Source organism: Synechococcus sp. R3-13, from assembly GCF_047462195.1.
Taxonomy (GTDB): Bacteria; Cyanobacteriota; Cyanobacteriia; order Thermostichales; family Thermostichaceae; genus Thermostichus.
Map to the genome: position 1 here is coordinate 1 of NZ_JANSIO010000428.1, position 12,195 is coordinate 12,195.

The 12,195-nt window shown below is 56.7% G+C and carries 10 protein-coding genes and 1 pseudogene; 5 read left to right on the plus strand and 6 right to left on the minus strand.

Annotated features, from left to right (window positions below; genetic code table 11):
• Nucleotides 1–320, plus strand: a pseudogene (locus tag NW856_RS12355) (hypothetical protein); the annotation flags it as partial.
• A 35-nt stretch (nucleotides 321–355) separates the two neighbouring features.
• Here the strand turns inward: NW856_RS12355 and NW856_RS12360 are convergent.
• The gene (locus NW856_RS12360; protein ID WP_414400512.1) at nucleotides 356–586 is read right to left on the minus strand and encodes a DUF2555 domain-containing protein; all 231 of its coding nucleotides are present in this window, start codon (nucleotides 584–586) and stop codon (nucleotides 356–358) included.
• A 237-nt stretch (nucleotides 587–823) separates the two neighbouring features.
• Between NW856_RS12360 and NW856_RS12365 the strand changes: the two genes are divergently transcribed.
• Nucleotides 824–2,602, plus strand: a complete 1,779-nt coding sequence (locus NW856_RS12365) for a flavin reductase (RefSeq protein WP_414400513.1) — start codon at nucleotides 824–826, stop codon at nucleotides 2,600–2,602.
• Here NW856_RS12365 and NW856_RS12370 read toward each other — a convergent pair.
• The 5 genes from NW856_RS12370 to NW856_RS12390 form a co-directional block, all read right to left on the minus strand.
• Nucleotides 2,536–3,165, minus strand: coding sequence for a Uma2 family endonuclease (locus tag NW856_RS12370; protein ID WP_414400514.1), 630 nt, complete (start codon nucleotides 3,163–3,165; stop codon nucleotides 2,536–2,538). The two genes, NW856_RS12365 and NW856_RS12370, sit on opposite strands and share 67 nt — an antisense overlap.
• 67 nt (nucleotides 3,166–3,232) lie before the next feature.
• Nucleotides 3,233–6,955, minus strand: coding sequence for a PAS domain S-box protein (locus NW856_RS12375; RefSeq protein ID WP_414400515.1), 3,723 nt, complete (start codon nucleotides 6,953–6,955; stop codon nucleotides 3,233–3,235).
• Between the two features lie 171 nt (nucleotides 6,956–7,126).
• On the minus strand, nucleotides 7,127–7,714 hold the full coding sequence (locus NW856_RS12380) for a hypothetical protein (RefSeq protein ID WP_414400516.1): 588 nt from the start codon (nucleotides 7,712–7,714) through the stop codon (nucleotides 7,127–7,129).
• A 93-nt stretch (nucleotides 7,715–7,807) separates the two neighbouring features.
• Nucleotides 7,808–8,422, minus strand: a complete 615-nt coding sequence (locus NW856_RS12385) for a Uma2 family endonuclease (RefSeq protein WP_414400520.1) — start codon at nucleotides 8,420–8,422, stop codon at nucleotides 7,808–7,810.
• 120 nt (nucleotides 8,423–8,542) lie between these two features.
• Nucleotides 8,543–9,733 carry a serpin family protein gene (locus NW856_RS12390; protein ID WP_414400517.1) on the minus strand — a complete coding sequence of 397 codons (1,191 nt, stop codon included), beginning with the start codon at nucleotides 9,731–9,733 and terminating at the stop codon, nucleotides 8,543–8,545.
• A 30-nt stretch (nucleotides 9,734–9,763) separates the two neighbouring features.
• Here NW856_RS12390 and NW856_RS12395 point away from each other — a divergent pair, with 30 nt between their 5' ends.
• The 3 genes from NW856_RS12395 to NW856_RS12405 all read left to right on the plus strand — a co-directional run bounded on the left by NW856_RS12395 (nucleotide 9,764) and on the right by NW856_RS12405 (nucleotide 12,155).
• Nucleotides 9,764–10,072, plus strand: coding sequence for a hypothetical protein (locus NW856_RS12395; protein WP_414400518.1), 309 nt, complete (start codon nucleotides 9,764–9,766; stop codon nucleotides 10,070–10,072).
• A 72-nt stretch (nucleotides 10,073–10,144) separates the two neighbouring features.
• Nucleotides 10,145–10,669, plus strand: coding sequence for a DUF192 domain-containing protein (locus NW856_RS12400; RefSeq protein WP_414400519.1), 525 nt, complete (start codon nucleotides 10,145–10,147; stop codon nucleotides 10,667–10,669).
• Nucleotides 10,670–10,835: 166 nt separating this feature from the next.
• On the plus strand, nucleotides 10,836–12,155 hold the full coding sequence (locus NW856_RS12405; protein ID WP_414400521.1) for a bifunctional sterol desaturase/short chain dehydrogenase: 1,320 nt from the start codon (nucleotides 10,836–10,838) through the stop codon (nucleotides 12,153–12,155).
• The last annotated feature ends 40 nt before the right edge of the window (nucleotides 12,156–12,195 follow it).

A 12,195-nucleotide genomic window follows, 5' to 3' on the forward strand; every position in this document is an offset into this window, starting at 1 on the left:
AGGAGCTGCGTCAGTCCATCCAAGAAAGCCGCGCCGAATTTGCCGAACAAGCTGCTGCTCAGGCTCAAAGCTTGCGAGAGCTACAGCAAGTTGTCAGCGAGACCCGCTCTGACTTAGCTCACCTTGCCGAGTGGGCAGAGGAAGTGACTCAAGCTCTGGTTACCCTCACCGCCCTACAACGAGAGCACGAACGCGCCATCCAGGCCATCAACCAACGGCAGGCGGAAACGGATCAGAGGTTCAACGTTCTCCTTGAAGAAGTGCGCTACCTGATTCGCCGGCAAGGCTCTGACGGAAATTCTCCCCCCTCGTTGCCCTGAGCACTGGGATCCCTTTAAGAACTGCAAGGACAGCCCTAATCTTCATCCACTTCCCACTCCAACAGGTGTGCATAGGGAGCCACTAAGTGGGGAGCATAAAAGGCAACGGCTCGAAGGGCATGCCAGTCTTCCAAGCAGCCAAAGACGGTCGGATAGTCATTGCGCTCCAACCGCTCTGCAATTGCCGCCACATCAGCTTCGGTAAACTGGCGGGGATCCATCCCCTTAGCAGGGGCTTCCACTTTGGACTTGGATCGGGCAGACATAGGCAGCCTGAACACGCTACAAGCCGATCTTAGCCTCTTCCTTTTTGCCCGGCCGACTTTGAAAAAACTTGACACACTCCCCACCTCAATCGCTTGCTTCTTGCGCAGTTGTGAGGACGGGGCTTCAGACCCAACTTTTGGGTAAGCCAACCCCTGTTCTCCCGAAACTCTGAAAAGGGATCCCCATTCCTCCAGTTTCGTGGCAAGGTGAGGACAGATACCGCATCGGAGGCTGCTATGGAGAGCAAGATCCCCGCCCGCGATGTCCAAGTTGCCCTTATCGGCCCGTCCACGTTGGTTCTCCGCTCCCGCACCTGGGATCGCCTGAAGTTTGAGCTGGAATACGCTCGGCAACGGGGCACCACTGCCAATAGCTACCTCATCCAGGCCCGCCAAACCCTTCTCATCGATCCTCCCGGGGAATCGTTCACCAGCATCTTTTTAGAAGAGCTGGCCCAACACCAGTACCTGCAGCGGTTGGACTTTATTTTGCTCAGCCACGTCAACTTTAACCGCATTGCCACTCTCAAGGCCCTATTGCCTCTGGCTCCCTACGCGATGGTGCTCTGCTCCAAGCCGGGATCCATTACGCTACGGGCCGCCTTTGAAGAGATGGATCCCTTGCCCCGCAGTCGCGACGAAGAAGAAGCCGCCGATCTGGGCATTTTCTACAATGGCGACCAGTCTTTCCGTTTGCAGGTCATCCGAGATGGGGATCGCCTGGATCTGGGGGAAGGGCATGAGTTGCACTTTCGCACCGTGCCCACGCCCCGCCACCCAGATGCCCTCTGTACCTACGATCCGGCCACCGGGATCCTCTACACCGATAAGCTGTTCGGCGCCCATGTGTGCGATGAGCAGGTGTTTGACGAACATTGGCGGCAGCTCAGCGAAGACCGTCGCTACTACTTCGACTGCTTGCACCGCAACCAATTGCCCCAGGTGAAGGCAGCCCTGGCCAAGTTGGAAGAATTTCCCGCCCAAATCTATGCCCCTGCCCACGGCCCCTTGGTGCGCCACAGCCTGCGGCGCTTGCGGTTGGACTACCACACTTGGTGCGAAGAGGATCCCGGCGAGCAGCGGGTAGCTCTTCTGTACACTTCTGCTTACGGGAATACAGGTTTGATGGCCATGGCCATAGCCCAAGGGTTGGAGCGAGCCGGCGTTAAGGTGGAGCGGATCAACTGCGAATGGGCCACCCCGGAAGAGATTGCCCAGGCTCTGGAGCGCTGCCAAGGGTTTGTTGTCGGATCCCCGACTTTGGCCGGCCATCCTCCTGTGCAGATCCAAACCGCCCTCGGCATCATCCTTTCTTCGGTTCCCACCACCCGGTTAGCCGGGGTTTTTGGCTCCTACGGCTGGAGCGGAGAAGCGGTGGATCTCATCGAGAGTAAGTTGCTCAATGCCGGCTTTTCCTTGGGGTTTGAGACGATCCGCGCCAAGTTTAAGCCCACCCCTGAAATCCTGGAAGCCTGTCAAGAGGCGGGATCCCAGTTTGCTCAGGCCCTGCGCAAAGCCAAACGAGCCCGCGCCCCTCGCCAAACCAGCAGCGAAACTCAGGCGGATCGGGTTGGGCAAGCCCTGAGCCGGGTGGTGGGATCCCTGTGTGTAGTCACCGCCCTGCAAGGAGAGACCCGCCGCGGCTTCCTCACCTGGTCGGTGGCCCAGGCTAGCTTCAATCCGCCGGGGCTAACCCTGTCGGTGAACAAGGAACAAGAAGCCGAATTGCTGACCTATCCCCAGGCCCCCTTTGTGCTTAACATCTTGCGGGAAGGCAAGGGCAGCAACTTGCAGCGGCACTTTCAGCGACCTCAACGGCCCGGAGAAGATCGCTTTGCCGGCTTGGCCACGGCCACTGCTGAGAATGGCTGCCCCATTTTGTTGGATGCCTTAGCTTACCTGGAGTGCCGTGTGAAAACTTGGATGGACTGCGGGGATCGCTACCTGGTCTATGCCGAGGTGGAACGGGGCAAGGTGCTGGATCCCACGGGGGTTACGGCCATGCGGCGGGGGTAGTGTATTGGAGAACAAAGATTTGTTGTGGAGTTTTGTTGTGGAGTCAATGCTAACTGGATCCCGTCGATCACCTTGAGCTGACGATCTCCTCGGCAAATTTCCGGCTCTTGTTGAGGAGCAAATACCAAAATAGAGTAATCGTCTAAATCCACCATCCACCCTAATTTGCTGCCGTGCTTTAGGCAATGCAGGATATTATCGATTACACGGCTTACCCTTTGACCCGGCGAAAGAATTTCGATAATCCAGTCGGGTGCTGCGGTGAAGTCATCTTCTGGCTCGCCTGTTTCACTGAGGCGAATTCGATCCCACGCAATTACGGCAATATCGGGAACAATGGAACGACCGGAAAAAGTGCAACGCAGTTCGGGCAGGGCAGTATAGTCGGTGGTGCTGCCGTCAACCTCAGCCACGAGGCGTTTTTGCAAAATGGAGTGGCGGGCTTTGGGCATCGGTTTTTGAATGGCAACTCCGTCCACGTACTCCCATGCCGGAGAATCTTCTATGTGAGGCAACTTGAGGAAGTCTTCAAGAGTGAGAGCCAAATCTAGGCGAGTTGTCATAGGTTTAGGCAAAGCCCCCCCGGATCCCTGCCAGTAATGTATCCCAAAGCGAGGGGAAGAAGTGGAATTAAAATTGCGGCAATTCGGGTAGATGTAGCGTAAAAGTCGTCCAACCGGCAGAGCTGTTGACCTCAATGGATCCCCTCAGTTGATCCACCATTTGTTTCACCAAAGCCAAGCCTAGACCGGTGCCCCCTTCTTTCCAAGGATCATGGCTGGGGATCCGGTAAAAACGATCGAAAATGCGGGTGAGTTCCTCAGCCGGGATCTCTTGGCTATTCCTGACTTGGATGCGAGTTCGGTTGGCCTCAACCCTGACTTCTAGGCGGATGGATCCCTGGCCGGGGGTGTATTTCACCGCGTTGTGCAGGAGCTCCCGCAGGATACGCCCCAAAAGGAGAGGATCTGTGGTGATGCTGCTCTCCAGAGGCACGTTGGCTTGAAAGGTTTGCCCCTTAGTACGGGCGCGTTCGCCAATAGCCAACAGCAAATCCCCCAACAAGGCTTCCCAGGTCAGCGTTTGCAGATTCAAAGCATAGGCTCCTGCCTTTAGCCGCTGCAAATCCAACAGGTCATTGATCAGCTCGATCTCCCGTTGGCATTCCCGCTGGGCGATGGATAGGTACTGGGCCTGCTTCTCCCTCGCAGAGGCAACTTGCAGCATGTGCAACGCCATCTTCAGGCTGGTGAGGGGGGTGCGCAACTCGTGGCTGACGGTGCTGATAAAGTCATCTTTGAGGCGGTTAAGGCGCTCCAGGGCTTGCACCTGCTCTTGGGCAGCTCGGAATAGGCGCGCCTGCCTTAGGCCGATAGCACATTGATTGGCCACTTGAGCTACGAGATTCATTTCCTGCTCATCAAAACTTTCCTCGCTGCTGCGAAAAACCCACAGATCCCCCAAGACTTGCTCCCCATCCCGCAGAGGGCAGACCAAGACTGATCCTTGGCGGGGGTCGTCAGGAAGTAAACAAAATATGCAGGGCTCTCCTCGCAACAACTGGGCGTAGAGATCTGGATATTGGGCAAAGGGAATACAAGTATGCAAGGCCGACCCCAAGCGAGGACAATACTCGTAGCTGATGGTGGAAAGGGTGAGAGCTTGATTGTAAAGACCAATATGACAGCCATTGGCATCTAGACTCTCTCCCAACTCCTGCATAGCAGCGTTGAGGATCTCAGCTTCATCCAGAGAGTCGCGCACCCGGTCAGTGATGCGTTTCAGCAGGGCCTCAAATTGCAGGGATCGCTGCAACTCAGAGGTGCGTTGCCGAACCTTTTCTTCCAAGGTTTGATTGAGGGCTTGCAGTTGTTCATATAACTGGGCCTGTTGCAACGCGATGGCTAATTGATCGCTCAGCTCTTGTAAAAGCCGGATTTCCCACTCTTGCCAAGGGCGGCTGGATTGGCAGTGCTGAACTACCAATAGACCCCACAAAGCCTCACCCTGCCGAATCGGGATCACCAAGTTGGCTTGGGCTTGGAAAGACTCCAGCAACTCCCGATAGCAAGGATCCAAATCGGCTATTGCTACATCCCCCACTGCCTGGACAAAGCCCTCTTGGTACTTGCGATAGCACGGATCCCTTTGGAAATACTCATCCCACACGTAGCGGCCCAGGTGGCTGGGCCAGGGATCCGCTACCGACTCGGCGGCCACAATCCCACCCCCGTTTCCCTGCAGTCGGTAGATCATCACCCGATCTACCTGGAGAAACTCTCGCACTTCCGCAACCGTTGTTTCCAAGAGGGTTTGCAAGTCCAAAGCTTGGCGGATCCGCCGCAATAAGGCCCCCAACAGTCGCTCCCGCTCTGCCTCTTGCCGAAGCACTTCTTGAGCTTCTTTGAGGGGGGTGATGTCCACAACAACACCGCAAACGGCATAGGGATCCCCTTGCTGATCCCGCAGGGCAAATTTGGTGACCCACCTCGATATTTCTCGACCGTTACGAGAAACGACACTCTCACAGCTAATCGGATCAGGGGACTGGATAGCCCTTTGATCTTGCTCTCGAAACTTGAGGGCATCTTCTGGCGGAAAGAGTTCGGCATCGGTTTTGCCGAGGATCTCTTCCTGGTTACACCCTTGCTGCAAATAGGCAGTGTTTACCTGTAAGTAGCGCCCCTCCAAATCTTTGAGAAAGATGGGAAAAGGGATCCCGTCCAGAATGGCCCTAAGCCGGGCCTCACTTTCTTGTAGAGCCAGCTCTGCTTCTTTCTGCTCCGTAATATCTTCGGTAATGCCTGCGATGTGAACGACTTCCTGCTGCTCGTTCAAGACAGGGTAACAAGAGGTACGCAACCAGCGCAGCCTGCCATCTGGGTGGAAAATCCGATAGGTAACTGACATTTTGCCTTGGGTGGCAAGAGACAGGGTTTCCATCACTCTTGGCAGATCCTCTGGGTGGATCCTTTCCTTCCACAGATCCGGCTGGCGATAAAGCTCCTCTGGTGTATATCCGAAAATCTGTTCACAACGAGGACTTTTGTAAAGAGCGCGGCTAAAGTCTGCCGACTGTAGGAAGAAAGTCACCGGTACAGCCTCTGCAATTTCTCGGAAGCGGGCTTCGCTCTCTCGCAAAGCCAGTTCCACCTGCTTTTGTTGGGTGATATCGCGGGTGCTGGCAACCATCCCCTGAACCAAAGGATCATCCAAGAGATTGGTGCAGAGGCTCTCCAGCCACACCCAATGGCCGTCGGCATGTTGCATCCGATAGACAAAGCAGAGAGTCTGGCCGGGCTGGGACAGGAGTTGCTCGCAGGCAGACGCGATGGCCTCGCGGTCTTCGGGATGAACCAGCTCCAGGGGTTGAGGCTCTCCTGGCTGGGGGGTAAGACCTAGAATCTTCTCCGCCACCGGGGGATTAAGGCAATACAGCCGGCCCTGGGCATCAACCCGGTGCAAGATGTCGTGGCTGTTGTTGAGGAAGGCGCGAAAGCGTTCTTGTTGATCTGTTAGCTCTCGTTGCAGGCGCTTCTGCTCGGTGATATCTAGGACAATGCCGAGAAGCCCTAATCCTTTAGACTGATCCTGAAGCTTTACAGCGAAGCGATAGGTGTAGCGCTCCTGGCCTTGAATCATTTCCTTACCTTCGAATTGGCAAAACCCTTGCCGCTCTAGATCGGCTAGAACTTGAGAGGTGTACTCCAGCCAGTGAGGATATTCTCGAGCTGCCTCCTCCAAAGAAGTGCCCAGCAGATCGCCAAACCAGGCGCGGTCGGTGGCATTTTGCAAAATTAGCACTCCCTGGGGATCCCTGGCCCACACCGCCAATGGCAGGGCATCCAACAAGGTGCGCAGTTGGGCCTCCCGCAGCCGCAGGTTTTCTTCCAACTGTTTCTTCTCGGTAATGTCTCGGCCCACGCCGCGAATAAACTGCAAGCGGCCCCGCCGGTCAAAAATGCCTTGGTTGATCCACTCGAACCAGCGCGTCTGCCCCGACGCATCCGATACCCTGCCAACTCGGGTGAAGGTAGGCTGCTGAGGGGTGAGCTGGGCTATCTTTTGCTGCGCCTGCTCTTGCTCTTCTGCCGGCAGCACGTCGATCCAGCGCCTGCCCCGCCAATCCCCCAAGATTTTCTGGCAAGCTTCGTTACATTCCACCACCGTCGTATCTGCACGCGCCAGCATGATGACATCGGGAAAACCCACCTGATCCCGCTGCAGCCAGCGCTTTTGCCAGTACATCACCACGGCCAGTGAGGATCCCCAAAGGAGCAGCCAAAGCCATCCGGGCAGAGTGTTCCAGTTGAGTAAGGTAAGCAGGTTGACCAGATCCCAGGAGGCGCTCATGAAGGTTGTCGATTAAGTTAAGTTTAGAAAGTGTCGAGGAGTACACTGCTTTTCGGTAGTATTTCTAACCCAGGATCAAGCACTGTGCCAACAATTCCCCATCTCCCCGAAAAGGAGAGCAAAGTTTGAGTCTACTGGAACGGTGGGGCAGTATCCTCGAAAAGGGGGCTTTCAGGGTGAAGAGTTGTTTCTTAGGTTTCCTGAGTGTTCGGATAGATAGTTCTGAATCCAGCGCACCAGCCGCTGAGAGAGCACGAAAGCTTCTGGTTCGTCCCCTTTGATGCCGACTTGGCTGCTAAAGCAGGCGATGACCTCCTCGTTCAGCTCCGGTTTAGAAGGATCTCCGCGAAACTGCAGCCGCACTTGGCTTTGGACCTGAAAACTCTCTTGAGCTTGGTTATCCAAAACTTCCTGACCCACTCGATGCAGCCGCACTCCTTGCAACTGAGCCAAGGGATAGGAAAACACCTGCTGCCGCCAAATCCCCCAAGGGCCACGCAGGTGGGTCAGGGTCACCCGTTGGCTTTGGCAATCTAGATTCAGGATCTGCCCCAACCCCCAAGGGATCCCAGCCCACAGGCCCATCCCCACAGCCACCAAACCCAACAGCGGCGAACGAGCCCACAGTTGGGATCCCAAAATTAGCAGCACCAAGCCTGCTGCCGCCCGCCAAGCCAGTTGCTGAGAGGTAAACCGCTGTAGGGCAATGCGCAGCCGTTTGGGATTGCGCTCCAGAACCTGCGGATAAACCAATGCCATGAAATGGGATCCCACTGCTTAGGCTAGCTTAACAGGGGTTGCTTTTCCCTAGGTGCTGAAGGCGTCTTATCCGTACATTGCGTTGGTGAAAAACTACAACTCCGGCTCGGCAAAAAACTCTGATAAATCCAGCGCAAATCCAGGGATCACCTCTCCACCTTCCAGGATGTCGCCGGGTTTCTTCAATGCTTCAGGCTCAGGCCGGCGATAGACCAGAACGTATTTCTCTTCAGGATGAATGATCCAGACCAGCCGGGATCCATTCTCGAAATACTCAACGAGCCTATCATGGATCTCTCCAACGGTGTTGGCATCGGAGAGAACTTCTATAGCCAAGTCTGGGGATCCCTCAATATAACCCCTTGGGATCCCGCCCAGAGATTGCAGTCGTTCTTTGGAAAAAAAAGAACAATCCGGAGAGCGGCGATTACCGGATTTCATTTTGAAGGAAGTATCGGAATCGAAGGTAAATCCAATCCTTTGACTGCGAACGTAGGAGCCTAGAATGATGTGAATCAAACTTACGTAGTACCCATGCTTTGCACCTGCCGAGCCCACGGTAACCAGTTCTCCATTCACAACCTCATAGCGATTGCCATCCTCCGGTAAAGCCATAAACTCTTCGTCAGTCCAAATTTTTCGAGAAGCTGCCGGAGAACTATCAGCAGGTGCCTCGGCCAATTTTTCTCTTTCCAAAACCTCGACCATCATGACCTCCGCAATGAAAAACGGCTAAACCAACCAAGGGAGCCGGTCTGGGGTCAACACATCCTGAAGAGCGATCTGCACGCCCGGCAAGAAGTCAGCAAGCTGCCCTGAGGGATCCCCTTATTCAGGATCCACTAGGGATCCCATGAACAACACGGTTTGGGCCGCTGGGTTGCCGCCGGATCCGGAGGCCACAATGGCAAACCAGAAGGGCCGATCTGCCACAAATTGAAAGGGCTCTTGCCGGTCGACAGCAGTCCGGGAGACGATCACCCCAGTAGCGGCTGCCGCCTCGGATCCCTCTTCGTTCACTTCAATTGCTGCTTTGTGCAGGACTTTGCTGATCCGCGCTGGCTCTGGGGTCATCTGGCTGAAATCGGCTCGGTTGGAAAAGGCAATCCCCAGGCCCAACTGCTGCAGAACGGAAGTGAGATCCGTTTCATAAGCCAGTTCAAATCTCGGGATCCGTACCGAACCGGCACGGGGGCGCAGGGATCCCGTCCATTCTTGCCAAGTTTCCGGGCTCAGCTCTGCCCGCAGCGATTCCAGCTTCACTCCCTTCTTGGGCAGCAGGATCAGCATTTCCAGTTCTCCTTCCCCGTAGGGCAGGCTCACCACCTGCAACTGCTCGGTTTCCAGGTAGTCGTAACGACCGGATTGAACCATCATGGGTACTCGGACGCGGCGGCCATCCAACCGAGTAAAGGGCTGAGTTTGGGTGCGCTCCGGATCGAAGGGCTGAGTCCACTCGCCCTTGAAGTAGATGGCATTGAGCAAAACCATCAAATCCTCGCGGCTGAGGCGATCCACAATGCGGTTGATCTTGCCCTGGGTGCGCTCGGCCACCCAGCCGTTGATCTGGTTCACCGTTTGCCGGGATCCCAAATTCACCCGATTCACCACCGCTTGGTAGTAGGTGGCCAAAGCCTGCAAAAACTGGGGCTGTAAGGTGAGGGTTTGATCCACCCAGAGGCCGTTGGCCATTTGCACCTGGACTGGCCCTCCTGCCGGGGATCCCTCCGCCAGCCAGCCCACCATTTGGGCATTGCTCCAGTTCAACTCATTGAGGGAAAGGTCCTGTGCCTCCAGCACCTCGGCCATTGCCGTTTGGGTCTCCCCAGAGGCGCCGTTGTAGAGCATGCTCAGGGCCAGGCGGATGCTCAAGGGGGAGAAAAAGAGGTTCTCTTGGGGCTGCTGACGGAGCAGGTGATCAAACAGTTTCAGCGCAAAGCGGCTTTGGGCTTGTTGGGCCACGGTCTTTTCCCCATACCCTTCCCCATAGGTCACCGTTGGCTCAAAGGGAATCCGCACCGGGGTTTCCTGTGAACGGGATCCCATCCCGTGAGTGGGCCAGAGGCCCAGGAGCCCCAGGCCAAGCAGAGCCAGAAGCGGGATCCGGCTCACCGAGGATCTATTGAATCTATTGAAATTGAAATTGAAAGGGTCTTTCATACGGCTCTCCTGGCAGAGTCTATGGCTATGCTATCGGGTCGGTTGTGGGCTGCCCTTGCCCAGAGCCGCCATTCCGGCTGCGCTCAAGGGGGAAAAGCACAGGCCGCTTCCGGCAAGCAAGAATTGGCAAGGCTCTCCCAGGGGGGAACTTCCTGCGTCTGGCTGGTCAAGTCGCAGCAGCAGCGTCTGGCGCGATAGGATGAAGCCTGCACAGGAGAGTGCCACATGGTTCTGTTCACGATACACGTTCCAAAAGGGTGCAGAGTCGCCTTGGGCCTGGCTCTACTGCTCCTGGGATCCGGCTTGGGATGTACTGCTGCCACGGAGAGATCTCCCGCCTCCCAAACTCAGGTGGCGGAAGCCATCTCTCCATCCCCCCCAGCCATAGGGCAGCCCCAGCAACTGCCGGTTGAAGCCGAAGTCACCCTTGCCGGCCAACGCTTTGAGCTAGAGGTGGCCCGCACCCCTGAGCAACAGCGCTTGGGCCTGATGTTTCGCACCGATTTGCCGCCGGATCGGGGCATGTGGTTTCCCTTTGATCCGCCCCAGCCAGCTTCTTTTTGGATGTTCAACACCCTGATCAACCTGGACATCATTTTCCTCTACCAAGGCAAGGTGGTGTACATTGCCGCCGATGTGCCCGGTTGCCCCGCCCAACCCTGCCCCACCTATGGGCCGCCTCCTTCCCAGTTGGTGGACGGTGTGCTGGAGTTCCGCGGCGGGACGGCTGCTGCTTTGGGTTTGGCCGTTGGAGATCCGGTCGAGATCCGAGAGCTTCAGCCCGTAGCCCCTTGATTTCTACCTCCCCTCTCCCTGAGGGAGAGGGGCCGGGGGTGAGGGAAGACAGGCTCGCAGATGATCTTTTGAAGAATCTTTGCGATGATTTTTGAGGGTTGCTAACTAAGCCTACAGAAGAGGCGACGACAAGCCCAAGAGCAGTTTGGCCACCGCAAGCGAGTCTATGGATGTCAGCAGCGTAAGTCATTGGATAGGGGTGGGGGCTGTCGCCCTAGCCTCCATCCTTTGGGCTGAGATCGTGCGGGATGTGCGCCATTGGCTGGCCCACCGGTGGCCCTGGCTGATGCCCAAACACATCCTGCACCACCGCCTGTTCCGCCCCGACCTTAGCGTGGTGGATGCACAGCTGTACCGAGAATCCCAGTGGCACCACGACGTTCCCGAAGCGGCGACGATGATCCTGGCCGGGATCCCTTGGGTGGTGGTATTGGGCCAGGGATCCCTGCTGTACGGCCTGGCGGCAGCGGTGGGGGTGGTCTACTCGGCCAGTTTCTGGGTGGCTGGTATGCTGCGGGGTTGGGGGCTGGCCCTGCAGACGGATATCACCCACCAGCCGGGGCCTTTCCCCGTTCCTCCCAGCCAATGGCATGTCAACCGCGCCTACCACTGGCGGCACCACTTCGACGATACCAACGCCTATTTTTGCGGCACCCTGACTCTCGTAGATCGGCTCATGGGCACCAGTCTCTCCTTGAAAGGCAAGCGAGTAGCCGTCACCGGCGCCTCCGGCACCCTGGGCCGGGCCTTGCTCAAGCATTTTCACCAGCAGGGGGCCAAAGTCATCGCCCTCAGCTCCCATTCGGATTCGGTTCACATCGAAGTGGACGGCCAGATCCAGCCGGTGGAGACCGTTCGCTGGCAGGTGGGGCAAGAGGGATCCCTGGCAGAGCTGCTGGAGCGGGTGGATATCTTGGTGCTCAACCACGGCCTGAACGTCCACAGGCAACGGGATCCCGAGTCTGTCCGCCAGTCCTATGCCGTCAACACTTTCTCCAGTTGGCGCCTAATGGAGCTGTTCTTCCAGACGGTGCGCGGCAACCCTGAGATGGCCACCAAAGAGGTGTGGGTGAACACCTCAGAGGCTGAGGCTAGCCCTGCTTTCAGTCCCCTCTACGAGCTCTCCAAGAGGGCCCTAGGCGATCTGGTTACTCTGCGCCGCCTCGATGCTCCCTGCACAGTGCGCAAGCTCATCCTCGGCCCCTTCAAGAGCCAGCTCAATCCCATTGGGGTTATGTCGGGAGATTGGGTGGCCGCTCAGATCTTGGCCCAGGCCAAACGAGACTGCCGCAACATCATCGTCACCATCAACCCCCTGACCTACTTGCTTTTCCCCCTGAAAGAGCTGGCTGTGAGCACTTATTTCCGCTTGTTTAGCCGTCGGTCTCCAAGGACTCCGTCCCGCGAGCGCGAACAGACAGGGATCCCTGCCCCCAACCCAGATCCTGCAGGTGGGGCCGAGTCCGGTGATTTGCCTTTGGTTTAGTTAAAAGGAACTAGGTTGTGTTGATCTTTCATTTGAGCCA